The sequence below is a fragment of the Isoptericola sp. NPDC019693 genome (assembly GCF_044389085.1).
Classification (GTDB): domain Bacteria; phylum Actinomycetota; class Actinomycetes; order Actinomycetales; family Cellulomonadaceae; genus Isoptericola.
This window is the reverse complement of record NZ_JBIRXP010000006.1, coordinates 280,424-304,139: the sequence shown is the minus strand read 5'-3', so window position 1 is coordinate 304,139 and position 23,716 is coordinate 280,424. Positions and strand designations below refer to the sequence as shown.

At 73.2% G+C, this 23,716-nt stretch carries 22 protein-coding genes; 10 read left to right on the top strand and 12 right to left on the bottom strand.

Features of this window, described 5'->3' with window-relative positions; genetic code table 11:
- Window positions 1–78 precede the first annotated feature (78 nt).
- The gene (locus tag ACH436_RS18250; RefSeq protein ID WP_430561612.1) at window positions 79–2,646 is read right to left on the bottom strand and encodes an ATP-dependent Clp protease ATP-binding subunit; all 2,568 of its coding nucleotides are present in this window, start codon (window positions 2,644–2,646) and stop codon (window positions 79–81) included.
- Window positions 2,647–2,863: 217 nt separating this feature from the next.
- On the opposite strand from ACH436_RS18250, the gene ACH436_RS18245 reads away from it, so the two are divergent.
- Window positions 2,864–3,574, top strand: a complete 711-nt coding sequence (locus ACH436_RS18245) for a hypothetical protein (protein ID WP_430561611.1) — start codon at window positions 2,864–2,866, stop codon at window positions 3,572–3,574.
- 119 nt (window positions 3,575–3,693) lie between these two features.
- Window positions 3,694–4,575, top strand: coding sequence for a universal stress protein (locus ACH436_RS18240; protein WP_430561610.1), 882 nt, complete (start codon window positions 3,694–3,696; stop codon window positions 4,573–4,575).
- Window positions 4,576–4,603: 28 nt separating this feature from the next.
- On the opposite strand, the gene ACH436_RS18235 is transcribed toward ACH436_RS18240, so the two are convergent.
- Together ACH436_RS18235 and ACH436_RS18230 are read right to left on the bottom strand one after the other, a co-directional pair.
- Entirely contained in the window at window positions 4,604–5,809 is a 1,206-nt protein-coding gene (locus ACH436_RS18235; RefSeq protein WP_430561609.1) for a cystathionine gamma-synthase, read from the bottom strand.
- A 25-nt stretch (window positions 5,810–5,834) separates the two neighbouring features.
- Window positions 5,835–7,238 carry a cystathionine beta-synthase gene (locus tag ACH436_RS18230; protein ID WP_430561608.1) on the bottom strand — a complete coding sequence of 468 codons (1,404 nt, stop codon included), beginning with the start codon at window positions 7,236–7,238 and terminating at the stop codon, window positions 5,835–5,837.
- Window positions 7,239–7,294: 56 nt separating this feature from the next.
- On the opposite strand from ACH436_RS18230, the gene ACH436_RS18225 reads away from it, so the two are divergent.
- Window positions 7,295–8,581 carry a threonine/serine exporter ThrE family protein gene (locus ACH436_RS18225; RefSeq protein ID WP_430561607.1) on the top strand — a complete coding sequence of 429 codons (1,287 nt, stop codon included), beginning with the start codon at window positions 7,295–7,297 and terminating at the stop codon, window positions 8,579–8,581.
- 16 nt (window positions 8,582–8,597) lie between these two features.
- Here the strand turns inward: ACH436_RS18225 and ACH436_RS18220 are convergent, their stop codons facing one another.
- From ACH436_RS18220 to ACH436_RS18205, 4 genes are all read right to left on the bottom strand, one after another.
- Window positions 8,598–9,068, bottom strand: coding sequence for a hypothetical protein (locus tag ACH436_RS18220; protein WP_430561606.1), 471 nt, complete (start codon window positions 9,066–9,068; stop codon window positions 8,598–8,600).
- Window positions 9,069–9,250: 182 nt separating this feature from the next.
- On the bottom strand, window positions 9,251–10,603 hold the full coding sequence (locus ACH436_RS18215) for an oligosaccharide MFS transporter (RefSeq protein WP_430561605.1): 1,353 nt from the start codon (window positions 10,601–10,603) through the stop codon (window positions 9,251–9,253).
- Window positions 10,603–11,619 (bottom strand): family 43 glycosylhydrolase, encoded by a 1,017-nt coding sequence (locus tag ACH436_RS18210; protein ID WP_430561604.1) that lies wholly within the window; start codon window positions 11,617–11,619, stop codon window positions 10,603–10,605. Before ACH436_RS18210 ends, ACH436_RS18215 begins: the two co-directional genes overlap by 1 nt.
- Before the next feature lie 206 nt (window positions 11,620–11,825).
- Window positions 11,826–12,446 carry a pentapeptide repeat-containing protein gene (locus ACH436_RS18205; protein ID WP_430561603.1) on the bottom strand — a complete coding sequence of 207 codons (621 nt, stop codon included), beginning with the start codon at window positions 12,444–12,446 and terminating at the stop codon, window positions 11,826–11,828.
- 72 nt (window positions 12,447–12,518) lie between these two features.
- Here ACH436_RS18205 and ACH436_RS18200 point away from each other — a divergent pair, with 72 nt between their 5' ends.
- Window positions 12,519–13,100: an alpha/beta family hydrolase gene (locus ACH436_RS18200; RefSeq protein ID WP_430561602.1), complete on the top strand. Its 582-nt coding sequence runs from the start codon at window positions 12,519–12,521 to the stop codon at window positions 13,098–13,100.
- Window positions 13,101–13,234: 134 nt separating this feature from the next.
- Entirely contained in the window at window positions 13,235–14,527 is a 1,293-nt protein-coding gene (locus ACH436_RS18195; RefSeq protein WP_430561601.1) for an ABC transporter substrate-binding protein, read from the top strand.
- A 92-nt stretch (window positions 14,528–14,619) separates the two neighbouring features.
- On the opposite strand, the gene def is transcribed toward ACH436_RS18195, so the two are convergent.
- Window positions 14,620–15,306, bottom strand: coding sequence for a peptide deformylase (gene def, locus ACH436_RS18190; RefSeq protein WP_430561600.1), 687 nt, complete (start codon window positions 15,304–15,306; stop codon window positions 14,620–14,622).
- 154 nt (window positions 15,307–15,460) lie between these two features.
- On the opposite strand from def, the gene ACH436_RS18185 reads away from it, so the two are divergent.
- Window positions 15,461–16,189: an ABC transporter ATP-binding protein gene (locus ACH436_RS18185; RefSeq protein WP_430561599.1), complete on the top strand. Its 729-nt coding sequence runs from the start codon at window positions 15,461–15,463 to the stop codon at window positions 16,187–16,189.
- Window positions 16,186–17,598, top strand: a complete 1,413-nt coding sequence (locus ACH436_RS18180) for an FtsX-like permease family protein (RefSeq protein WP_430561598.1) — start codon at window positions 16,186–16,188, stop codon at window positions 17,596–17,598. Before ACH436_RS18185 ends, ACH436_RS18180 begins: the two co-directional genes overlap by 4 nt.
- A gap of 15 nt (window positions 17,599–17,613) precedes the next feature.
- On the opposite strand, the gene ACH436_RS18175 is transcribed toward ACH436_RS18180, so the two are convergent.
- Window positions 17,614–17,922 carry a DUF3467 domain-containing protein gene (locus ACH436_RS18175; protein WP_430561597.1) on the bottom strand — a complete coding sequence of 103 codons (309 nt, stop codon included), beginning with the start codon at window positions 17,920–17,922 and terminating at the stop codon, window positions 17,614–17,616.
- Window positions 17,904–19,133 (bottom strand): benzoate/H(+) symporter BenE family transporter, encoded by a 1,230-nt coding sequence (locus ACH436_RS18170; protein ID WP_430561596.1) that lies wholly within the window; start codon window positions 19,131–19,133, stop codon window positions 17,904–17,906. Before ACH436_RS18170 ends, ACH436_RS18175 begins: the two co-directional genes overlap by 19 nt.
- Window positions 19,134–19,191: 58 nt before the next feature.
- Here ACH436_RS18170 and ACH436_RS18165 point away from each other — a divergent pair, with 58 nt between their 5' ends.
- From ACH436_RS18165 to ACH436_RS18155, 3 genes are all read left to right on the top strand, one after another.
- A complete protein-coding gene (locus ACH436_RS18165; RefSeq protein WP_430561595.1) occupies window positions 19,192–19,731 on the top strand; it encodes a helix-turn-helix domain-containing protein in 540 nt (179 codons plus the stop codon).
- A gap of 101 nt (window positions 19,732–19,832) precedes the next feature.
- Window positions 19,833–20,975, top strand: coding sequence for a mandelate racemase/muconate lactonizing enzyme family protein (locus ACH436_RS18160; RefSeq protein ID WP_430561644.1), 1,143 nt, complete (start codon window positions 19,833–19,835; stop codon window positions 20,973–20,975).
- A 31-nt stretch (window positions 20,976–21,006) separates the two neighbouring features.
- A complete protein-coding gene (locus tag ACH436_RS18155) occupies window positions 21,007–21,717 on the top strand; it encodes a FadR/GntR family transcriptional regulator (RefSeq protein WP_430561594.1) in 711 nt (236 codons plus the stop codon).
- Between the two features lie 83 nt (window positions 21,718–21,800).
- Here ACH436_RS18155 and ACH436_RS18150 read toward each other — a convergent pair whose 3' ends face one another.
- Window positions 21,801–22,196, bottom strand: coding sequence for a universal stress protein (locus tag ACH436_RS18150; RefSeq protein ID WP_430561593.1), 396 nt, complete (start codon window positions 22,194–22,196; stop codon window positions 21,801–21,803).
- Window positions 22,193–23,716: a tripartite tricarboxylate transporter permease gene (locus tag ACH436_RS18145; protein WP_430561592.1), complete on the bottom strand. Its 1,524-nt coding sequence runs from the start codon at window positions 23,714–23,716 to the stop codon at window positions 22,193–22,195. The genes ACH436_RS18150 and ACH436_RS18145 overlap by 4 nt, the downstream gene beginning before the upstream one ends.

Sequence of the window (23,716 nt, the reverse complement as noted above, 5' to 3'; positions counted from 1 at the left end):
GAGCACGACGAAGGCCCCGGACCCTGTGAGGGGTCCGGGGCCTTCGTCGTCGACCGTCAGGCCGGTGGGTTCAGCGCGTCACTCCGCGCCGGCCTGCATCTGGCCGGTCGGGGGCAGGTCGTGCACCGCGACGCCGGTGGGGGCGTCGAGCGCCGCCGCCGCGCCGACCGAGACCGGCCCGCGCTCGTGCTCGCTCTTCGGCACCCCGCGGAAGCTGAACTCCCCGAGAATGCCCTCGCCCTCGCCGTCGACCAGCACGAGGTCGCCGGCCTTGAGCTCGCCGAACAGGATCTTCTCGGACAGGGTGTCCTCGATCTCCCGCTGGATCGCCCGCTTCAGCGGACGGGCGCCGAGCACCGGGTCGTAGCCCTTCTCCGCCAGCAGGTTCTTCGCCGCGGGCGTGAGCTCGATGGCCATGTCCCGGTCGCGCAGACGCTTGTCCAGCTTCGCGATCTCCAGGTCGACGATCTCGATGATCTCGTCCTGCGAGAGCTGCGGGAAGACCACCACGTCGTCGACACGGTTGAGGAACTCCGGCCGGAAGTGCTGCTTGAGCTCCTCGTTGACCTTCGCCTTCATGCGCTCGTAGGAGGTCACCAGGTCACCGCCGGCGTTGAAGCCGGTCTGGACGCCCTTGGCGATGTCCCGCGTGCCGAGGTTGGTGGTCATGATGATCACGGTGTTCTTGAAGTCGACCACCCGGCCCTGCGAGTCGGTCAGGCGACCGTCCTCGAGCACCTGCAGCAGCGAGTTGAAGATGTCCGCGTGGGCCTTCTCGACCTCGTCGAACAGGACCACCGAGAACGGCTTGCGCCGCACCTTCTCCGTGAGCTGGCCGCCCTCGTCGTAGCCGACGTACCCGGGGGGCGAGCCGAACAGCCGCGACACCGTGTGCTTCTCCGAGAACTCGGACATGTCGAGCTGGATCAGCGCGTCCTCGTCCCCGAAGAGGAACTCGGCGAGCGCCTTGGCCAGCTCCGTCTTCCCGACACCCGTGGGGCCGGCGAAGATGAACGAGCCACCGGGACGCTTCGGGTCCTTGAGCCCGGCACGCGTGCGACGGATCGCCTGGGACAGCGCCTTGATGGCCGTGTTCTGGCCGACGACCCGCTTGTGCAGCTCGTCCTCCATGTGCAGGAGCTTGCTGGACTCCTCCTCGGTGAGCTTGACGACCGGGATGCCGGTCGACATGGCCAGCACCTCGGCGATCAGCTCGTCGTCGACCTCCGCGACGGAGTCGAGGTCGCCCGACTTCCAGGCCTTCTCCTTGTCGGCACGCTGGGCGGTGAGCTGCTTCTCCTTGTCCCGCAGCCCCGCGGCCTTCTCGAAGTCCTGCTCGTCGATCGCCGACTCCTTGTCGCGGCGCGCCTCGGCGATCTCCTCGTCCAGGGCCTTGAGCTCCGGCGGCGCCGTCATGCGACGGATGCGCAGGCGCGCGCCCGCCTCGTCGATCAGGTCGATCGCCTTGTCCGGCAGGTACCGGTCGTTGATGTACCGGTCGGCGAGCTGCGCGGCGGAGACCAGCGCGGAGTCCGTGATGGACACGCGGTGGTGCGCCTCGTAGCGGTCGCGCAGGCCCTTGAGGATCTCGATGGCGTGCTCGAGCGACGGCTCGTTGACCTGGATCGGCTGGAAGCGGCGCTCCAGCGCCGGGTCCTTCTCGACGTACTTGCGGTACTCGTCGAGCGTGGTCGCGCCGATGGTCTGCAGCTCGCCGCGGGCCAGCATCGGCTTGAGGATGCTGGCGGCGTCGATCGCGCCCTCGGCGGCGCCCGCACCGACGAGCGTGTGGATCTCGTCGATGAACAGGATGATGTCGCCGCGGGTGCGGATCTCCTTGAGCACCTTCTTGAGGCGCTCCTCGAAGTCACCGCGGTAGCGCGACCCGGCGACCAGGGCGCCGAGGTCGAGCGTGTAGAGCTGCTTGTCCTTCAGCGTCTCGGGCACGTCGCCGCGCACGATGTCCTGGGCCAGGCCCTCGACGACGGCCGTCTTGCCGACGCCCGGCTCGCCGATCAGCACGGGGTTGTTCTTGGTGCGGCGGCTCAGCACCTGCATGACGCGCTCGATCTCCGTCGAGCGGCCGATGACCGGGTCGAGCTTGCCCTCGCGCGCGGCCTGGGTGAGGTTGCGGCCGAACTGGTCGAGGACGGCGGAGCCGGACGGCTGGCCCTCCTGCGGGCCGCCGGCGGCCACGGGCTCCTTGCCCTGGTAGCCGCTCAGCAGCTGGATGACCTGCTGGCGCACCTTGTTCAGGTCGGCGCCCATCTTGGTGAGCACCTGCGCGGCGACGCCCTCGCCCTCACGGATGAGGCCGAGCAGGATGTGCTCGGTGCCGATGTAGTTGTGCCCGAGCTGCAGCGCCTCGCGGAGCGACAGCTCCAGCACCTTCTTGGCGCGCGGCGTGAACGGGATGTGCCCGCTCGGGGCCTGCTGGCCCTCGCCGATGATCTCGGTGACCTGCGTGCGCACGCCGTCGAGCGAGATCCCCAGCGACTCCAGGGCCTTCGCGGCGACGCCCTCACCCTCGTGGATGAGACCGAGCAGGATGTGCTCGGTACCGATGTAGTTGTGGTTGAGCATCCTTGCCTCTTCCTGAGCAAGGACGACCACCCGACGGGCTCGGTCGGTGAATCTCTCGAACATGTGCTGCTCCCTCACGAGCGGCGTTACCTGCACCCCGTCGGATTGACGGCTACAGCCTGACCGCTACGACTCTATGCGCTCCCAACTCACCGACACCCCTCGGTAAGCCCATGTTCGCCAGGGGCGTGACGGCGTGCCGGATTGCCAGCCGCGGGCAGACCGGTCCAGGCTCGGGGAAAGGCGGTCGCCGCCGCAGAGGTCCACCCAGGGGGTACCGATGGACGAGATCGAGCAGCAGCCGGGAGCCACGGGCGGGTCAGGGCGCGACGCGAGCCGGCGGGCCTGGAACGGGGACGACGCCCGGCTGGCGCAGTTCTCCGGGCTCCTCGGCGAGGTGCACGACCCGCTGACCTGGGGACTCGACCTGGAGGACGAGTCGCTCACCGGGCACGCGGGCTCCGACGACCCCACGTCCGAACGGTTCGTGCGCGCCTACCGGTCGTTCACGGGCGAGGCGCTGGAGGTCGAGACGCTGCGCGTCCGCGTGCCCGACGACGACGTCGAGGACGTGGTGCGCGCCGCGTGCAGCGGTGCGCTCGCCGCCCCCCTGCACGCCGACATCGCCGCGCCCGTCGAGCCCGCAGGGTCCGACGCCGCCGATGCCGCCGACACCCCTGACGCGCCCACCGCCTCCGCAGCCCCCGGGCCGGACTTCGCGGACTCGTTCCAGGACTACCGCAGCGCGATGCGCGCGCTGGTCGCGGAGGTCGACGAGGCGTCGCTGACGACCGGGACGTTCCTCGTCGACGGCGAGGACACGGACTGCGTGCGCGTCACGGCCCGCGAGACCAGCGCCGTCTACGTGGCGGCCGCGGACCGTGCCCTCGTGGTCACCGGCCCCGCCGACCTCGTGGACCGGGTGGAGGTCGTGACCCGGCCCGTGGACGCCCTGCTGTCGGGGCGCCGTCGTGCTGACGGCGGCGCGTGATCGACGTCCCGTGACCTCGCCCTGACGGGTGACCGCGCCCGACCTATGCTGCACACCAGGGCCGTCCCGCGGGTCGTGGCGGGGGCGGCGGACGCACGACGAGAGAGTCGGGGTGGCCGATGCGCGGCATCGTGGTCGGGGTCAACGGTTCGGTCGAGTCGGACGAGGCGCTGGACTGGGCGCTGCGGGAGGCCGCCACGGCCGCCGTGCCGCTCACCGTGGTCATGGTCGCGGCGGGCGCCGGCAAGGGCGCGGACGCCGCCGCGCACGAGGCCGCGCTCGCGCCGGTGCGCGAGGAGGCGCAGGGGCTGCTCGACGCGGCCCGCGCCCGCACCGGTACCGACGTGGACGGGAACGTCGCGGCGCTGCCCGGCCCGGCGGCCGACCGGCTGCTCGAGCTCGGCGCGGACGCCGACATGCTGGTCCTCGGCCGCAGGCGACGGGGGCGGCTCGGCCGGGCGGTCCTGGGCTCGGTCTCGACGGCGGTCGTGGAGCACGCGGTCGTGCCCGTCACGGTGGTGCGGCACGGCAACCCGGCAGGCCCCGACGGCGAGGAGGACGTGCCCGCCGAGGAGACGCCGCGCATCGTCGTCGGCGTCGACACGTCGGCCCCGAGCGTCGCCGCGCTGCGGCACGCGTGCGAGGTCGCGGGGCGGACCGGGGCGTCGATCGACGCCGTCTTCGCGTGGCAGATCACGACCCTCGCGCCCCTGCCGGGGTCGTGGGGGTGGGCGCCGCCCGTCGACGACTACGAGAAGTTCGCCGCCGACTCGCTCGCCGAGGCGGTCCGGGCTGCCGGAGTCACGCTGCCGCCCGAGCGGCTGCAGCGCCGGGTGGTGCACGGCCAGGCCGCCAAGCAGCTCGTGCTCGCGGCGCAGGGCGCCGAGCGGCTCGTCGTCGGGGCGCGCGGCCTCGGCGGCTTCGACCGGCTGCTGCTGGGGTCGGTGAGCCGTCAGGTGCTCGACTTCGCGCCCTGCCCCGTCACCGTGGTGCGCGGCTGACGCCGTCCCGCCCCTCCGGCCGGGCCGCTCAGGCGAGCGCCTGCTCGAGGTCCGCGACCAGGTCCTCGACGTCCTCGATCCCGACGGACAGGCGCACGAGGTCGTCGGGCACCTCGAGCGACGTGCCCGCCACCGAGCCGTGCGTCATCCGGCCGGGGTGCTCGACCAGCGACTCCACCCCGCCCAGCGACTCGGCCAGCGTGAACACCCGCGTGCGGGAGCACAGGTCCAGCGCCTTCGCCTCGCTGCCGACCCGGAACGACACCATGCCGCCGAACCCGCGCATCTGGCGGGCGGCGACGTCGTGGCCCGGGTGGGACGCGAGCCCCGGGTAGAGCACCGCGGTCACGGCCGGGCGCCCGGCGAGGAAGTCCGCCACCGCCGCGGCGTTCGCCTGGTGCCGGTCCATCCGGACGGCGAGGGTCTTGAGCCCGCGCAGGGTCAGCCACGCGTCGAACGGGCCCGCGACGGCACCCGAGGAGTTCTGGTGGAAACCGACGGCGCCCGCGACGTCGTCGCCGCCCGCCGGCGACTCGAGCCCGCCCGGCAGCCGGGCGCCCGGCGCGACCACGAGCGCTCCCCCGACGACGTCGCTGTGCCCGCCGACGTACTTGGTCGTCGAGTGCACGACGACGTCCGCCCCCAGCGCGATCGGCTGCTGCAGGTACGGCGTGGCGAACGTGTTGTCGACGACGAGCAGCGCGCCGGCGTCGCGCGCGACGCCGGCGAGCGCCGCGACGTCGCTGATGCCCAGCAGCGGGTTGGTCGGCGTCTCGACCCACAGCACCTTGGTCTCGGGCCGGACGGCGGCCCGCACCGCCTCGACGTCGGACAGGTCGACGGGCGTGTGCGCGATCCCCCACGGCCCGAAGACCCGCGCGATCAGGCGGTAGGTGCCGCCGTACGCGTCGTCGGGCACGATCACGTGGTCGCCCGGGCGCAGCACCGCGCGCAGCAGCGTGTCCTCCGCGGCCAGGCCCGAGGAGAACGCGAAGCCGCGGTCTCCCTGCTCCGCCGCCGCGAGCGCCTCCTCGAGCGCGGTGCGCGTCGGGTTGGCGGAGCGGGAGTACTCGTACCCGCCGCGCAGGCCGCCCACGCCGTCCTGCTTGTACGTGGAGACCTGGTGGATCGGCGGCACGACGGCGCCGGTCGTCGGGTCCGGGTCCTGGCCCGCGTGGATGGCCCGCGTCGAGAAGCCGAACGTCGTCCAGTCGGGGTGCTCGCTGTGGCTCACCCGGCCAGCGTACGCACGGGCGTCGTCATCGGCCCGCGACGAACCCGAGAAGGTCGTGGCGGGTGAGCACGCCGACGGGGTCGCCGTCCTCGACGACGAGCAGCGCGTCGGCGTCGGTGAGCGCGGCGCGCACGGCCTCGACGCCCTCGCCCGCGCCGATGAGCGGCAGCCGGTCCTGCATGTGCGCGTCGACGCGGTCCGCGAGGGACGCCCGGCCGGCGAACACCGCGTCGAGCAGCGCCCGCTCGGTCACCGCGCCCGCCACCTCGCCGATCTTCACGGGCGGCTCGGCCCCGACCACGGGCATCTGCGAGACGCCGTACTCGCGGAGGATCTCGATGGCGTCGCGGACCGTCTCGCTGGGGTGGGTGTGCACGAGGTCGGGCAGCCGCCCGTCCTTGGCGCGCAGGACGTCCCCCGCGGTGACGCCCTCCTCGTCGGGCAGGAACCCGTACGAGCGCATCCACGTGTCGGAGAAGATCTTCGACAGGTAGCCGCGCCCGCCGTCGGGCAGCAGCACGACGATCACGGCCTCCGCCGCGGCCGCGGCGTCCTCCTCCTCGAGCCGGCGTGCGAGGCGCAGCGCCGCCTCGACCGCCATCCCGCACGAGCCGCCCACCAGCAGCCCCTCCTCGCGCGCGAGGCGGCGCGTCATCGCGAACGAGTCTGCGTCGGTGACGGCGATGACCTCGTCCGGCACGGTCGGGTCGTAGGCGCCGGGCCAGAAGTCCTCGCCGACGCCCTCCACCAGGTAGGGGCGGCCGTCGCCGCCGGAGTAGACCGAGCCCGCCGGGTCGGCGCCGACGACCCGCACCGGGCCGCCGTCGGCCCGATCCGCCGAGACCTCCTTGAGGTAGCGGCCGGTGCCCGTGATCGTGCCGCCCGTGCCCACGCCCGCGACGAAGTGCGTCACGCGGCCGTCCGTGTCCGCCCAGACCTCGGGCCCGGTGGACTCGTAGTGGGACAGCGGTCCGTTCGGGTTGGCGTACTGGTTGGGCTTCCAGGCGCCGTCGATCTCCTGCACGAGCCGGTCGGAGACGGAGTAGTAGGAGTCGGGGTGGTCGGGCGGCACGGCGGTGGGGGTCACGACGACGCGCGCCCCGTACGCCCGCAGCACGTCGCGCTTGTCCTCGCTCACCTTGTCCGGGCAGACGAAGACGCAGTCGTACCCCTTGCGCTGGGCGACGAGCGCGAGGCCCACGCCGGTGTTGCCCGACGTCGGCTCGACGATGGTGCCGCCGGGTCGCAGCTCGCCGGACGCCTCCGCCGCCTCGACCATCTTCAGGGCGATGCGGTCCTTCACCGACCCACCGGGGTTCACGTACTCGACCTTGGCGAGGATCGTCGCGCTCAGGCCGTCCGTGACACGGGTGAGCCGGACGAGCGGGGTGTGCCCGACGAGCTCCGAGATGTGCTCCGCGTATCTCATGTGCCGATCATGCCCCCGGCGCGCGCCCCGCGACACCGCCCGCCGATAATGGGCCGGTGGGCGCGACTCCCGACCTTCCCGCCGACCCTCATGACGGCACGGAGCCGGAGCTGGTGCGCCGCTCCGGGGTGGTCCTGCGGGTGGGACGGCTCTCCCTGTCGGCGGGCACCGGGTCGTACCGGGTCAAGGCGTCGATGGCGCGGGTCGCCCGGGCGCTCGGCATCGAGCGCCACCAGGCGCACGTGACGCTCACGGAGATCACGACGACGTCGCACCGCGGCGCGAGCTTCCGCACCGAGGTCACCGAGGTGCGGTCCGTGGGCATCGACGCCGACCGCCTGCGCGCCCTGGAGCGGCTGGGGCAGGACGTCGAGCGACGCCGGTCGGTCACCGTCGAGGAGGTGGACCGCGAGCTCGACCGGATCCAGTCCACCCCGCCGCTCTACCCGACCGTCGTCAACGCCCTGTGGGCCGCCCTGGCGTGCGCCGCTTTCGCCTTCCTCAACGACGGCGGGCCGGTGGAGGTCGTGGTGGTGTTCCTCGCCGCGGGGCTCGGCCAGCTGCTGCGCCGCATCCTGCTGCACCGTGGGCTCAACCAGTTCGGGGTGACGATGCTCGCCGCCGCGCTCGCGAGCCTCGCGTACGTGGCGTTCCTGGCCGCGCTGGACGCCGTCGGCGCCACGACCACCAACCACGAGGCCGGGTACGTGTCCGCCGTGCTGTTCCTCGTGCCGGGGTTCCCCCTCGTCACCGGGGCGCTCGACCTCGCGAAGCTCGACTTCTCCGCCGGCATCGCACGCCTCACCTACGCCCTGATGATCCTCACCTCGGCCGCGCTGTCGGTGTGGGCCGTCTCGACCGTCGTGGGCCTCGCGCCCGTGCCGGCCGACCCGGTCGCGCTCGACGAGGGCGTGCGCCTCGGCCTGCGGCTGGTCGCGAGCCTGCTCGGCGTGCTCGGGTTCGCGCTCATGTTCAACAGCCCCTGGGGCATGGCCCTGGCCGCCGCGTCGATCGGCATGGTCGCGAACACGGGGCGGCTCTGGCTCGTCGACGCGGGCGTGCCCGCCCAGGCCGCGGCCGCGGGGGCGGCGCTCGTCGTCGGCCTGCTCGCGGCCCTCGTCGCGCCGCGGATGAACGTCCCGCGCATCACCGTCTCGGTGCCGGCCGTCGTCATCATGGTGCCCGGCGCCGCCGCCTACCGGGCCATCTACTACGTCTCCAACGGCGACACGACGCAGGCGCTGGCCTACGCCGTCGACGCCGGGCTCGTCGTCGCGGCGCTCGCGATCGGGCTCGCGGTGGCGCGGATGCTCACCGACCGGGCGTGGAGCTTCGAGCGCTGAGGCCCGGCGCGCGGGCTCAGGCGCGCGCGGCCCAGGCGGCGAGGCCGAGGGCGACGGCGTCCTCGGCGAGCGCGGCCGGCAGGTCCGGCCACCCGCGGCGCGCGAACGCCGCGCGCCACGCGGCGCCCACCCCCGTGCCGACGACGCCCCCGACGGCGCCCACCGCGGCGGCAAGGGCGACGGAGCCGGGCGCGGCGTGGTGGCGCAGCGCGAGGAGCAGGCCCCCGACGGCGCCGCTGCCCGCCCGCGACTCCGGGCCCGGACGCTCCAGGCGGCTGGGCGTGCCGGGCAGCTTGTCGCCGACGATCTCCCCGGCGACGGCGAGGCCCGCCACCAGGCGGGCGGTCGCCGCCGGCCGGCGCAGGCGGTGGGTGGGCAGCCGGTGCGCGGGGGGCGGGCCGAGCAGCGGGGCCGCGACGCCGAGGGAGGCGCGCGACCCCGCGGCGACACCCAGCGCCAGGGCTCGGATGGCGAGCGGAGCGGTCATGGGCTCACCCTGGCACCGGATCGCCGGTTCCGCCGAGGTAGTTCCGAACCTGCCGAGGTAGTTCGAAATCCGCCGAGGTAGTTCCAGGTCCGCCGAGGTAGTTCCGAAACCACAGAGGTAGTCCGTGGTCCCCCGAGGTGGACTACCTCGGGGGACCACGGACTACCTCGGCGTGGAGTGCGTCAGCGGGTCTCGGACGTGGGCTGCTCCGCCGGGTTGGCGGACACCACCGGGAAGGTGCCGTCGGAGAGGGCGTACTTGCGGTCGTCACGCATCAGCAGGCTCGCGACGATGGTCACGGCGATGACCACGATCCCCATGACGATGTACGAGTTGCCGAAGCCGATGGCGTCGTACGACAGGCCGAAGGCCCAGGAGAAGATCACGATGCCGATCTGCTTCGCCATGTTGAAGCCCAGCATGTATGCGGTCGCGGAGATCCGGACGTCGAACATGCGGGTCAGATACTTCATCACCGAGATGAGCATGAGCGGCATCTCGATGGCGGCGAGCAGGCGCCACACGATCAGCATCTCGGTCGAGGTGAAGAACGCCGAGCCCAGGACGCGGACGACGAGCACGAGGCCGAAGAGCAGCAGGCCGTTCTTCGCGCCGATCTTGTTGATGAGGAACGGCGTCGCGATCATGACGACGGCCTCGGCCAGGATCTGCACGAACACGACGCGGGAGAACAGCACCTGCGAGTCGATCGTGCCGTTGACGAACTGCGCGAAGTAGTTCGGGAACTGCTGGTCGAACACGTCGTAGAGGGCCGCCGTGCCGAACATCAGCACCATGAAGCCGACGAAGGATCGGTTGGTGAGCAGCTCCTTGACGGTCGACATGTTGACCCGGGCCTTAGTCTCCTCGCCGGCCGGGTCACCGCCCACCGCGGCATACCCGGCATCGCCCGGCTTCGGGGTCTTTGCCACGAAGAGGAGGACGCCCAGCACCAGCGCCGAGAACGTGCCGGCCCACCAGATGTTGTTCGGGTTCGACGCCCAGATGAAGCCGCCCACCAGCGACGCCGTCGCACCGGCCACCGAGCCGAACAGGCGCACGTGGCCGTACTCGAAGCCGTTGGCGCGCGAGTTGCGCTCGTTGAACGTCTCGACGATCCCGACACCCGCGTTGAGAGTCAGGGAGAGGAAGACACCACCGACGATCGCGCCCAGCACCTGGTTCGCGTTGACGATCGGGGTGAAGACGAAGGCGAAGAACGGACCCATCATCGCCCCGACGAGGACGACGAACGCGAAGAGGTTCTTGCGGAAGCCCAGCTTGTCCTGGATGAAGCCGTAGAACGGCTGCAGGCAGAACGCCGTGAAGGCCATCACCGAGTTGAGCAGGCCGATGTTCCCGTGGGACATGCCCGCCTCGGTCTCCAGCCAGCGGCTGAGGAACGTGAAGGCGAGCTGCCAGATCGCGAAGTAGAAGAAGAACAGTCCGCCGAAGTTCCAGAAGGCGGGCTTCTTCAGCGAGTCCCGCGCGCGCGGCTTCGCGGGGGCATCGGGCGTCGCGGGGGTGGTGCTCATCAGAAGGCTCCGTCGGCGGGGAGGACCTCGGTGGAGGTGGGGGTGGGGCGGGTGTCAGGCACGGGCGTCCCCCACACGGGGTTGCCGTCCGCGTCGAAGGGCAGCACCTGGGCGCGGGCGTGCCGGTTCGGGTCCCACAGCGGGTCGCCGGAGATCTCGGTGTAGGTCCGTGCGTGGTAGACGAGCACGGGGTCGCCGTCAGGCGTCTCGGTGAACGAGTTGTGGCCCGGGCCGTACTGCCCGACAGACGGGTCGGAGACGAAGACGGGCTCGGGGCTCTTCGTCCACGACGCCGGGTCGAGGAGGTCGGCGCCGGCGTCGGCGGTGAGCAGGCCCATCGCGTAGTCGATGCCGGTGGCGGCGCCGGAGTAGGTGAGGAAGACGCGGCCGTTCCGCACGAGGACCGAGGGGCCCTCGTTGACCCAGAACCCCTTGATCTCCCAGTCGTACTCCGGGCGCGTCAGCTCGACGGCCGGGGTGGCGAGCGTCCACGGGTTCGCCATGCGGGCGATGTACAGGTTGGAGTGGCCGCGCACGGTGAGGTCCTGCTGCGCCCAGACGAGGTACTGCTCGCCGTCGAGCACGAAGCTCGTGGCGTCCAGCGCGAAGGACTCCCAGCCGGTGTCCACCTTCCCGCGCTCCACCCACTCGCCCTCGAAGGGGTCGTCGGCCGTGTTCTCGATGACGAAGACGCGGTGGTTGAACGTCTCGTTCTCGCTCGGCGCGTCCACCGTCCCGTGGTCGACGGGGGCGGCGGCGTAGTAGATGTACCAGGCGCCGTTGACCCGGTGGATCTCGGGGGCCCAGATGAGCTGCGACTGCGGACCGGCGGCGTGCCGCTCCCAGACGGTGACCTCCTCGGCCTTCTGCAGCTCCTCGAGGCGGTCGGCGCGGCGGAGCACGATGCGGTCGTACCGCGGGTGCGAGCCGGTGAAGTAGTAGGTCCCCTCGTGCCGAAGCACGCACGGGTCGGCGCGCTGCAGCACGATCGGGTTGACCGTGACCTGGTCCGTCATGGGTTTCTCGTCCTCCGGTGTCCTGCACTGGTCCGGCAGAGTGCAGCGGGTGCTGCCCCACAAGAAAATGTAAACGATGTAAACCGATCCGCGCTGTGACCTCGGAGACGCCTTTCCCACGAGCCGCGCCATGACCAGGAAGAAAGTGTCGGGGGTGTGACGAGTTCCACGGCGAGCACGGCCACCGGGCCGGCGGCCACCGGCCGTCAGGGCGTGACGACGACCCCCAGGGCCTCGGCCAGGACCACCGCCTGCGCGGGGTCGATCACGGCGCCGGCGAGCCGCGCGACGCGCGGGTCGAGGGCCGACAGGTCCGTCCCCTGCAGGACGGCGCCGCGCAGGTCGACGTCGCCCAGCTCCGCGCCCGAGAGGTCCACGCCGATCGCCGTGGCCCCGGACAGCCGGGCGCCGACCAGGTCGGCCTCGCGCATCCGCAGCCCCTCGAGGTGCACGCCGTCCATCGCCGCCCGGTGCAACGTCACGAACGACCAGTCACCCCGCTCGGCCCGCAGCAGGTCGAACCGGCAGTCGTCGAAGCGGGACCCGACGAGCTTGCAGCCCTCGAACGACGCGTCGAACAGGTTGGTGCGGCTGAAGGTGCACCCGGTGAACGCGCAGTCCCGCCACGCCGAGGCGTTGAGCCGCGCCCCGCGGAACGTGCACTCCTCGAACGTCGCGCCGGTGGCCGTCACCTCCGTGAGGTCGACGTCCACCAGCTCCACCCGCTCCAGCGTGACGCCGGACAGGTCCCGCCCGTACCAGTCCTCACCCCGCACGGTGCTGCCCGGCTCGACGACCTCCGGACCCGTCCCCTGCTCGCCGCTCATCCCCGGACGCTATCCGCCCCCGCCGACAGCAGTCCCTCCGCACTACCTCGGCGGGCGGGTGACACTGGACCCGTGCCCGACACGACGACGCCCCGAGGCCTGATCCTGACGCCCGGCGCGGGCGCGAGCCGCGACCACCACACGCTCGTGGCGGTGGAGCAGCGGCTGGCCGCGCTGGACCCGCCCCTGCCCACGGAGCGCGTGGACTTCCCGTACCGGCTGGCGGGCAAGCGGATGCCGGACCGGCCGCCCGTCGCCGTCGCGCACCTGCGCGCCGAGGCGGAGCGGTTCGCCGGCGCGCTCGGCGTCGGCACCGACCGGCTGTTGCTGGGCGGGCGGTCGTACGGCGGACGGATGTGCTCGATGGCGGTGGCCGAGGGCCTGCCCGCCGCGGGCCTCGTGCTGCTGAGCTACCCGCTCCACCCGCCGGGCAAGCCCGAACGCCTGCGCGTCGAGCACTTCCCCGACCTCACGGTGCCCGTGCTGTTCGTCTCCGGCGACCGCGACCCGTTCGGCAGCCCCGATGAGCTGGCCGAGCACGCGGCGGCCGTCCCCGGCCCCGTCACGACGGTCACCCTGCCCGGCGCGCACGACGTGCGCGGCAAGGACGACGACGTCGCGGCCGCCGTCGCGGACTGGGCGCGCACGCTCTGACGCCCCACCGTCCGCACGCGCGTGTCCACCGATGCGCGCTTTTGTCCGCTCGCGCTCGGCGCGGTCCCTGCGCCTGCCAGCATCGGTCCCGTCACGACCGTCGACCGACGGCACATGTGTGCAAGGAGGCCCTCATGTCCACGAGAAAGCTCCGACGCCCCGGCGTCGCGATCCTCGCCGTCGGCGCCCTCGCGGCGCTCGGCGCCTGCAGCGGCGGCGACGCCTCGGGCGACGGCGGCGAGGACGTCACCCTCACGTTCGCCTGGTGGGGCGACGCGTCCCGCGCCGAGCGGTACGAGAAGGCGATCGACCTCTACGAGGAGAAGAACCCGAACGTCACGATCCAGTCGTCGTACGCGTCGTTCGCCGACTACTGGACCTCCCGCAACACGGAGGCGGCGAGCGGCAGCCTCCCGGACGTGTTCCAGATGGACGTGACGTACCTGTCGCAGTACGGCGGAACGGGCCAGGTCGCCCCGCTCGACGAGTTCGTCGAGGACGGGACGATCGACATCTCCACGTTCCCGGAGACCGTCATGCCGGCCGCCAAGGTGGACGGCAAGCTCGTCGGCATCCCGACCAGCACCGGCGGCATCGCGAACTTCTTCAACACCGGGCTCTTCGAGGAGCTGGGCGTGGACGTGCCCGAGGGCGACCTCACCTGGGACGAGTACGACGCCGTCCTGGCCCAGGTCGGCAAGGCCGGGGCGGACCGGGACCCGCAGGTGAGCGGGTCGACCCAGTACACCCAGATCTGGACCGTCTTCGAGATCTGGCTCGCCCAGCAGGGCAAGTCGCTCTACACCCCGGACGGCGCGCTCGGCTTCACGGAGGCCGACCTCACCGCGTGGTGGGAGCGGGCCACGCCGCTGTTCGAGGACGACGGGTTCATCGACCCGAAGCGGCAGGAACAGCTCAACGGCGCGGACGTGCTGGGCTCCGGCGTCACGGCCAGCGAGCTGAGCTTCTACAACTTCCTGGTGCGCTTCTCGGAGGGCAGCGCGGGCGCCGAGTTCGCGATGACGCTGCCGCCCGCGGACGACCCGGGCAACCGCGGCCTCTACCTCAAGCCGTCGCTGGAGCTGTCGATGTCGGCGAGCTCGGAGCACCCGCAGGAGGCGGCGAAGTTCATCAACTTCATCGCCAACGACCCCGAGGTCAGCAAGGAGTTCGGCCTCTCCCGCGGCGCCCCGGTCTCCCAGCCCGCCCTCGACGCGCTCGAGGTGGACGGCCTGGACCAGCAGATCCTCGACTACTGGGAGCAGCTCTCCGAGGTCGCCGGCGACACTCCCCCGCCGCCGCCCGAGGGCGCCGGCGCCGTCGAGGTCGAGTTCACGCGCATCGCGCAGGACATCGGCTTCGGCAGCACGAACCTGGACGACGGCGTCAAGGAGTTCTTCTCCATCGCGCCGGGCATGCTGGGCTGACGCCCCGCAACCGCAACGAGCGTGCTGACTTTGTCCTCGAACCAGTGGTTTGAGGACAACGTCAGCACGCTCGTTGCGTTCGGGGGGCCGGTTCAGCGGCCGCCCGCGGGCGTCTCCGGGTACTCGGCCGGCTTCTTGCCCAGCTCGACGGCGAGCTCGCGCCGCCCGGCGAGGATGTCGGCCCGCTCTTCGTCCCGCTGGCGCAGGGCGTCCGCCTGGAGCTCCGGCGAGAGGTGGTCCCAGTACAGGGTGCCGTCGAGGTGCTGGGCCTCGTGGATGAACGCCCGGGCGAGGAACCCCCGGCCCGTGAGCTGCACGGGCCCGCCGTGCTGGTCGACGCCGCGCACCGTGGCGGCGCCCGGCCGCTCCAGCGGCTCGTACGCACCCGGCACGGACAGGCAGCCCTCCTCCTCCGTCTCCGGCTCGGCGTCCGCGTCCGTCTCGAGCACCGGGTTGACCACGTGGCCCACGTGCCGGTCGCCGCGCTCGTCGGTGACGTCGTAGACGAACAGCCGGAGCCCGACGCCGACCTGCGGCGCCGCGAGGCCGACGCCCTCGGCGTTCTCCATCGTGGCGAACATGTCGTCGATGAGGCGGGCGAGCTCGGGGGTGGAGAACTCTTCGACGGTCGCGGCCGGCGTGTGCAGCACCGGCTCGCCGATCTCCGTGATCCGCAGCACGCGGCCCCGCGCCGCCTCCGGCGCCTGCGCCGGGTACGGGTCGGCGGGCTCGCCCAGCAGGTACGTGGTGGGCCGACGACGACCGAAGCTCCATGCCATGCGAGAAAGCCTAGGCGAGCGCGACGGGCACCCGCGCCCGGCCGCCCTCGGGGGTCCCCCGGAGGCACGTCATACCCCAGGTGGACCCCGGCGGGGGCGGAATCCGCTCGTGGTCCGACGCGACCGGCGCCCCGCCGCGGGCACGGTAGGTGGCATGACACCTCTGCTGAGCGCACGCGGACTGACGATGCAGTACCCCGGCGGGGTCACGCCCGCCCTGGACGGCGTGGACCTCGACATCGCCGCGGGCGAGTCCGTGGCGATCATGGGTGCGTCCGGCTCCGGCAAGACGACGCTGCTGCACTGCCTCGCGGGCATCCTGCGGCCGACGGCCGGGTCCGTGACGTTCGCGTCGGGGCAGGGCCCGGTTCGGGTCGAGTCGCTCGACGACGCGGCCCGGTCGCGGCTGCGGCGCGAGGAGCTCGGCTTCGTGTTCCAGCAGGGCCTGCTGCTCGACGAGCTCACGGCGCTGGAGAACGTGGCCGTGGCCCGGATGCTCGCGGGCGTGCCGCGCGGGCAGGCCGAGGCCGAGGCCGCGCAGTGGTTGCAGTACCTGGGCCTCGCGGGCCTGGAGCAGCGGCGCCTCGGGGAGCTGTCGGGCGGCCAGGCGCAGCGCGTCGCCATCGCGCGCGCCCAGGTGACCGGCGCCCGGCTGATCTTCGCCGACGAGCCCACCGGCGCCCTGGACTCCGCCACCTCCGTCGAGGTGCTCGACCTCCTCCTCTCGGCCACGGTGCAGGGCCGCACCCTGGTCGTCGTCACGCACGACGCCGACGTCGCGCGCCGCTGCGCGCGCACCGTCGTCCTCCGCGACGGGCGGGTCGTCTCCGACACCGCCGCCCCCGCCATGCCGGCCGCGCCCGCCGCCGAGGTGTCGCGATGACCGCCACCGCGCCGGCGCCCGCCCCGCCCGCCGTGCCGGGCGCACGACCGGCCGGAGCCCTCGCGACCGCCGTCCACCTCGCCCCGCTGTTCCGGCGGCGGCGCGACGGCGACCGCCTGGCCACCGCGCTGCCCGTGGCGAGCTTCGCCGTCGTCACGGCCCTGCTGCTCGTGGTGCTGGGCGGCGCGCAGGCCTTCTTCGGCTGGGACGACGACCTCGCGCCCACGTACGAGTCGCTCGCCGTCATCGCCGTCGTGCTGCTGGTCGTGCCGCTCGCCACGGTGGGCGCGTCCGCGGCCCGGCTCGCCGCCCGACGCCGCGACGAACGGCTCGCGTCCCTGCGCCTGCTCGGCGCGACCACGGGCACGATCACCGCGCTCACGGTGCTCGAGGCCGCCGTGACCGCGCTGGTCGGCGCGGTGCTCGGCGTCGTGCTCTACGCGGTCCTCGCCCCGCTCGTGGGCCTGCTGCACTTCCGCGGCGAGGCCCTGGGGGCGCAGATGTGGGTGCCGTGGTGGTGGCTGCCGCTCGCCGTCCTGGTCGTCACGCTGCTGGCCGCGGCGAGCGCCGTCGTCGGGCTGCGGGCCGTGGTCGTGACGCCGCTCGGCGTCCGGACGCGGCAGAAGGCAGGGACCGCGCACTGGGTCCGCGTCATGATCGCGGTGGGCGTGCTCCTGCTCGGCGTCACCGTCATGGCCGTGGGGCTGCAGGTGTTCGGGGAGCTGGGCGGGGTCGTCGCGATCGTCACCGCGATGGCGATGGTCTTCGGCGGGATGCTGCTCGCCCTCGACGCCCTGGGCCCGTGGTTCGTGCGCGTCCGGGCGCGGCGCCAGGCCCGCAAGGCGCAGACCGTTCCGCGGCTCCTGGCCGCGCGCATGGTGCTCGAGGACCCGAAGGGGGCCTGGCGGCAGGTCAGTGGCGTGGCGATGACCAGCTTCGTCGGCGTCTTCGGCGCCGTCGGGCTCGCCATGGCCAGGATGACCCCCACCGACGGGATGGACGCGAGCGAGCGCTGGCTCATGCAGGACGTCTCGACCGGCGTGCTCGTCACGGTGGCGGTGTCGTTCCTCATGGTCGCCTGCTCGGTGGGCATCAACCAGGCCGCCTCGACGCTCGACCGCGCGGCCGTGCACGTCTCGCTCGACCGCCTCGGCGTGCCGCGAGACGTGATGACCGAGGCGTCGCGCCGGGCCGTGATGTCGGCGCTGTGGATGGTGGCCGGCGGGTCGGCGCTGTGCGCGGCCGTGCTGCTCTTCCCGCTGGTCGGGATGGCCATCTTCGTGAACCCCGTCGCGATCGTCACCGCGCTGGCCGTCTTCGCGCTCGGGTTCCTCGCCGTGCGGGGTGCGGCGGCGCTCAGCGCCCGCCTCGTGCCGGGCATCCTGGCCCGGCCCGAGCGGGCGCTCTGACCCGCGCGCCCGCGGTCAGGAGGCGCCGCCGGTCTTCTGGCCCGTCTCGCGCTCCCAGGCGTCGAGCTGCTGCGTGAGGGCGCGCGCCAGCTCGAACACCTGCGCCGGGGGGATCCGCACGCGCGAGACCACCCGCCCCGGCACCACGCGGCCGGTGACCGCCCCGGACTCGGGGTCGGTCACCGGCTGCGGCGGCTTCGTGGCCGCGACGAAGTCGATGACGAACGACGTCGACGTGTGCCACAGCGACGCGAAGTCCGCCGGGACACCGCCCTCCATCTCGGTGGGGACGTCGATCTTGAACTTCACCTCGTTGCTCGCCATGGCCACCACTGTCGTCCTCCTGCGACGCGGACGCCACCACCCCGGGCGCCGCGCGGTGACCGCGTGGTCAGCAGCGCCCAGACCGCGAGGCCCACGACCAGAGCCCAGAAGGCGGACCCGACGCCGAGCACGACGACGGGGCTCGCCGCCGTGAGGAACGTGGCCGTCGCCGCGACCCGGTGCGGCTCCTCGCGGAGGGCGGCCGAGAGGGCGGCGCCGAGGGTGGTGAGCAGCGCGAGGCCCGCGACCGTCTCGAACACCCCGGCCGGGGCGGCCGCGACGAGCGCCGTGACCACCGGTGACAGCACCGCGAGCACGAGGTACGCCCAGCCGGCGCTCTGCGTCGCGACCCAGCGGCGCGCCGGGTCGGGGTGCGCCTCGGCCGACGCCGGGAGCGCCGCCGTGATGGCGGCGAGGTTGACCGCGTGCCCGCCCGCGAACGCCGCCGCGACCGTGCCGGCTCCCGTGACGAGCAGCGTCTCGCGCCACGGCACGGCGTAGCCGAAGGAGGCCAGGACGCTGACCCCGGGCACGTTCTGCGACGCCATCGTCACGACGTACAGCGGCAGCGCGATCCCCACGACCGCGGGCAGCGTCAGCTCCGGCGCCGTCAGGGCGAGGCCCGGCGGGCGCAGCGCGAGCGTCCCGTCCCCCGCACCGACCGCCACCAGGACGACGGCGACGGCGAGCACGAAGGCGGCCGGGGTGGCCCATCGCGGCGCCAGGCGCGCCAGGAGGAGCCACAGGACGATCACCGGCGCCACGAGCAGCGGCGCGGCCGCGACGGCGACCAGCGGCTCCAGGCACAGCGAGAGGAGCACCCCGGCGAGCATGGCCTGGGCCACGGGCACGGGGATGGCGGCGACGAGCCGGCCGAGCGCGGGCCACGCCGCGGTGAGGCCGATCAGGGCTCCGCACACCAGGAACGCCCCGACGGCGGCGGGCCAGCCGCCGGAGACCGCACCCGCGCCCACGAGGACGGCCGCGCCCGGGGTGGACCATGCCAGCGTGAGGGGCGCGCGATGGCGGCGGCTGAGCCAGATCATCCCGAGGCCCTGGGCGACGCACAGCACGAGGAGGCCGGACGCCGCCTGCTCCGGGGTCGCGCCGACGGCCGTCAGGCCGGCCACCACGACCGCGAACGAGCTGGTGAAGCCGACCAGGGCGGCCACGATCCCGACGCCGACGGGCTGCGCGAGCGAACGTTCCACGAACGGAACGGTAGGCCGCCGCAGGCTCGTTCCGCAAACAGAACACTAGGATGGCGCCGTGCGATCCGCCGAGCTCTCCGCGCTCATCGGCGAGCGCCTCACGTCCGCCCGCGCCGTCCGAGGCCTCTCGCTCGGGGCCCTCGCCCGCGCCGCCGGGATCGGCAAGGGGTCGCTGTCCGAGATCGAGGCCGGGGCGCGCAACCCGAACCTGTCCACCCTCTACGCCCTCGCCGGAGCCCTCGACGTCCCGATGTCGTGGCTGCTCGCCGAACGCGCGGGCGCGGAGGTGTCCTCCCCCGGCATCCGCACGCGGCTCTTGGCGGCCACCCAGGCGGACGAGGTCACAGTGGAGGTCTTCGCCCTGCACCTCGACCCGGGCCCGATGCACCGTTCCGAGGCGCACGGGGCCCACGTCACCGAGCACCTGCTGGTCACGCGGGGGCGCGCCGAGGTGGGCCCCCTCGACGCCGCCGTCGAGCTCGGCGTCGGCGAGTCCCTGCAATGGCGCGCCGGCTCCAGGCACGGGTACCGCGCGCTCGACGACGCGCCCGCCGAGGCCGTGCTCACGATGTGGTGGCGCCCCGCGGAGAACAACTAGTCATACAGGTTAGCGACTTGTATGCTCGCATTGCCGGCGGGAACGGTCCCGCGGGCGGCCGTCACCGCGGCCCGCAGACGCGAGGGAGCGCCATGCCGACCATGCCGACCCAGCACTACCAGCCCGACGCCATCCGCTCCGTGCAACTGTCGACGCTGACGCTGCCGCTGGCCACCGCCATCTCGGACGCCAAGGTCTTCACGGGCCGGCAGAAGCCCATGACGGAGGTGGTGTTCCTCGTCGCCGAGATCACCACGGAGCAGGGCTTCGAGGGGCTCGGCTTCTCCTATTCCAAGCGGGCGGGGGGCCCGGCGCAGTACGCGCACGCCAAGGAGGTCGCCGACACCGCGATCGGCGAGGACCCCAACGACATCGCCAAGCTGTACACCAAGCTGCTGTGGGCGGGGGCGTCCGTCGGGCGCTCGGGCGTCGCGACGCAGGCGCTGGCCGCGATCGACATCGCCCTCTACGACCTCAAGGCGAAGCGCGCCGGCCTGCCGCTGGCCAAGCTGCTCGGCGCGCACCGCGACTCGGTGCGCACGTACAACACCTCCGGCGGCTTCCTGCACGCGAGCATCGACGAGGTCAAGGACCGCGCGTCGCAGTCGCTGGCCGACGGCATCGGCGGCATCAAGATCAAGGTCGGCCTGCCGGACACCCGCGCCGACCTGGCCCGCGTCGAGGCGGTGCGCGAGCACCTCGGCCCCGACGTCCCGCTCATGGTCGACGCCAACCAGCAGTGGGACCGCACCACGGCGCTGCGCATGGGCCGCCGCCTCGAGCCGTTCGACCTCGTGTGGATCGAGGAGCCCCTGGACGCCTACGACGCCGAGGGTCACGCCGCCCTGGCCGCGGCCCTGGACACCCCCGTCGCCACCGGCGAGATGCTCGCGTCGGTGGCCGAGCACGAGCGGCTCATCGCCGCCCGCGCCTGCGACATCATCCAGCCCGACGCGCCGCGGGTCGGCGGCATCACGCAGTTCCTGCGCCTGCTCACCCTCGCCGACCAGGCCGGCCTGGACCTCGCGCCGCACTTCGCGATGGAGATCCACCTGCACCTGGCCGCCACGTACCCGCGCGAGCCGTGGGTGGAGCACTTCGACTGGCTCGACCCGCTGTTCGAGGAGCGCCTGGAGACGAAGGACGGCCGGATGCTGGTGCCGGACCGACCCGGCCTGGGCGTCACCCTCACCGGGCAGGCGCGCGCCTGGACGACGGACAGCGTGCTGGTCGGCTCGCGGTGACCACCGTGCGCGCGGGTGGAAGCATGGGCGCATGCCCCCGACCCTGAGCGGCGCCCTCGTCGCGACGCTGCGCCGACGGATCGTCGAGGGCGACATCGCCCCGGGAGAGAAGCTGCCCAGCGAGGCCGCGCTCGCCGTCGAGCACCAGGTCAGCCGCACCGTCGTGCGCGAGGCGATCGCGCGCCTCAACCTCGAGGGCCTGGTGCACACCCGGCGCGGCAGCGGCAGCTACGCCCTGGCGCCGCCCGCCGGGGACGGCGAGGACGTGCCGGTGGCGCGCTCGCTCGAGGACCGGCTCGGCCTGGTCGACTTCCGGCTGGGGGTGGAGACGCAGGCCGCCGCCCTGGCCGCGGAGCGCCGGTCGGACGCCCACCTCGACGCGCTCGCCGTCCGGCTGCGGGACCTCGACGGCGCGCAGGGGCACCCGGCGACGGCGATGCAGCACGACTTCGCGTTCCACCGGCTCGTCGCGGAGGCGGCGCAGAACCGGTACCTCCTGGACGCCCTCGACCGGCTCGGCCCGCAGATGATCGCGATGCCGCGCGGCCGGCTGGACCGTGCCACCGGCCCCGGCAGCGGCAGCGACGACGGCGCGCCCGCGCGGTTCGCCGCCGTCGTGCAGGAGCACCGGGCGATCCTCGACGCCCTGGCCGACCGGGACGCGCTCGCCGCCGCCGCCGCGATGCGCGTGCACCTGGCCGGCTCCCGGCGCCGGCTCCTGGCCGAGGCCGGCGGCGACTGACCGTGAGAACGGTCATCCGTTCCGAGATCGGTCCGGATGCGGACCGATCTCGGAACGGATGACCGAACTCGGCGCTCACCCTCCTACTGCGCCGGCTTGACCGCCAGCACCGGGTGCTCGGCCTGCAGCAGGATCCGCTGGGCCACGGAGCCCATGATGAACTTCCCCACCGGGCTGCGGCGGCGCAGTCCGATGACGATGAGGGTCGCGTCGTGCCGCTCGGCGAGCTCGAGGATCTCGTCGCTGAAGTCGTCGCGGTGCGTGCCCCGCACCACCCGGGCGACGACACCGGCGTCGGCCGCCGCGGCGAGCACCCGCTCCAGGTCGGCGTCCGTGGCGACGGTCGTCTCGACGAGCGAGCCCTCCCGTGCCGAGTTCACCACGAGGAGGTCCTCGCCGCGCAGCCGCGCCTCCGTGATCGCGACGGTCGCTGCCGCCTCCCCCACCGGGGTGGGGACGTAACCCACGACGATGCTCATACGGACGCTTCCTCTCGGTCAGGGGTCGGCGCCGAGGCGGGCCGACGACGGCGGACGGACTGGACCAGGGGCCAGACCGCGACCACCACGAACAGGACCAGCAGGGTGGCCGAGATCGGCCTGGTGACGAACCCGGAGGGGTCGCCGCCGAACAGCAGCAGCGAGCGCCGCACGCTCTCCTCGAGCAGCGAGCCGAGCACGAACGCGAGCACGAGCGGCCCCGGCTCGAAGCCGAACTTCTTCATGAGGTAGCCGACGGCGCCGAAGACGACGACGAGGAGCACGTCGAAGACGGAGTTGTTGATCGTGTACGCGCCGATCATCGTGATGAGGGCGGTGATCGGCGCGAGGATCGCGGCGCGCACGCGCAGGATGCGCACGAACACGCCCACCAGCGGGATCGACATGATCAGGAGCAGCACGTTGCCGATGTACATCGAGTTCACGACGCCCCAGAACAGGTCCGGGTGCTGGTCGACGAGCTGCGGGCCGGGCGTGATGCCCTGGATGAGCAGGGCGCCGAACATCAGCGCCATCGTGGCGTTGGCGGGAATACCGAGCGTGAGCAGCGGGATGAACGAGCTGGTCGCGGCGGCGTTGTTCGCCGTCTCGGGGCCGGCCACGCCCTCGATGGCGCCCTTGCCGAACCGCGACGGGTCCTTCGCCCGCTTCTTCTCCGCGGCGTAGGCCGCCATGGAGGCGATCGTCGCCCCGCCGCCGGGCAGGATGCCGAGGAAGAAGCCGAGCACCGACCCGCGGGTCACCGCACCGGACGACTCGCGCAGCTCGGAGCGCGACGGCCAGACGTTGGTCACCTTGCCCGGGGCGTGCACGGCGCGGTGCCGCTCCTCGAGGTTGTAGAGGATCTCGCCGAGCCCGAAGAGACCCATCGCGACGGGGACGAAGTCGATGCCGTCCGCGAGGTCGAGGCTGCCGAAGGTGAACCGCTCCGTGCCCGTGAAGGCGTCGCGGCCGACGGTCGCGAGCAGCAGGCCGAGCGCGGCCGCGATCAGCGCCTTGACCCGCGCGCCGGACGCGATCGTCGAGACGAGGAGGATGCCGAGCAGGGCGAGCGCCGCGTACTCGGGGGGCCCGAAGTCGAGGGCGAAGCTCGCGACCAGCGGCGCCAGGAAGGTCAGCCCGACGATGGCGACGGTGCCGCCGATGAACGACCCGACGGCCGCGATCCCGAGCGCCGTGCCGGCCTTGCCCTGCCGGGCGAGCGCGTGCCCGTCGAGCACCGTGACCACCGAGCTGGCCTCGCCGGGCAGCCGGAGCAGCACGGACGTGATGGTGCCGCCGTACTGCGCGCCGTAGAAGATCCCGGCGAGCATGATGATGGCGGTGACGGGCTCCACGCCGTAGGTGAGCGGCAGCAGGATGGCGATCGTGGCTGCCGGGCCGAGGCCCGGCAGCACGCCGATCAGCATCCCGATGAGCACCCCGACGAGGCAGTACAGCAGGTTGGTGGGTTCCAGCACGACCTCGAACCCGGCGATGACGTTCTGCAGGTTGTCCAC

Coding starts and splice junctions, on each gene's coding strand:
- ACH436_RS18250 (WP_430561612.1), bottom strand. CDS start 2,646: ATGTTCGAGAGATTCACCGACCGAGCCCGTCGGGTGGTCGTCCTTGCT.
- ACH436_RS18245 (WP_430561611.1), top strand. CDS start 2,864: ATGGACGAGATCGAGCAGCAGCCGGGAGCCACGGGCGGGTCAGGGCGC.
- ACH436_RS18240 (WP_430561610.1), top strand. CDS start 3,694: ATGCGCGGCATCGTGGTCGGGGTCAACGGTTCGGTCGAGTCGGACGAG.
- ACH436_RS18230 (WP_430561608.1), bottom strand. CDS start 7,238: ATGAGATACGCGGAGCACATCTCGGAGCTCGTCGGGCACACCCCGCTC.
- ACH436_RS18220 (WP_430561606.1), bottom strand. CDS start 9,068: ATGACCGCTCCGCTCGCCATCCGAGCCCTGGCGCTGGGTGTCGCCGCG.
- ACH436_RS18215 (WP_430561605.1), bottom strand. CDS start 10,603: ATGAGCACCACCCCCGCGACGCCCGATGCCCCCGCGAAGCCGCGCGCG.
- ACH436_RS18210 (WP_430561604.1), bottom strand. CDS start 11,619: ATGACGGACCAGGTCACGGTCAACCCGATCGTGCTGCAGCGCGCCGAC.
- ACH436_RS18205 (WP_430561603.1), bottom strand. CDS start 12,446: ATGAGCGGCGAGCAGGGGACGGGTCCGGAGGTCGTCGAGCCGGGCAGC.
- ACH436_RS18195 (WP_430561601.1), top strand. CDS start 13,235: ATGTCCACGAGAAAGCTCCGACGCCCCGGCGTCGCGATCCTCGCCGTC.
- def (WP_430561600.1), bottom strand. CDS start 15,306: ATGGCATGGAGCTTCGGTCGTCGTCGGCCCACCACGTACCTGCTGGGC.
- ACH436_RS18185 (WP_430561599.1), top strand. CDS start 15,461: ATGACACCTCTGCTGAGCGCACGCGGACTGACGATGCAGTACCCCGGC.
- ACH436_RS18180 (WP_430561598.1), top strand. CDS start 16,186: ATGACCGCCACCGCGCCGGCGCCCGCCCCGCCCGCCGTGCCGGGCGCA.
- ACH436_RS18175 (WP_430561597.1), bottom strand. CDS start 17,922: ATGGCGAGCAACGAGGTGAAGTTCAAGATCGACGTCCCCACCGAGATG.
- ACH436_RS18160 (WP_430561644.1), top strand. CDS start 19,833: ATGCCGACCCAGCACTACCAGCCCGACGCCATCCGCTCCGTGCAACTG.
- ACH436_RS18155 (WP_430561594.1), top strand. CDS start 21,007: ATGCCCCCGACCCTGAGCGGCGCCCTCGTCGCGACGCTGCGCCGACGG.
- ACH436_RS18150 (WP_430561593.1), bottom strand. CDS start 22,196: ATGAGCATCGTCGTGGGTTACGTCCCCACCCCGGTGGGGGAGGCGGCA.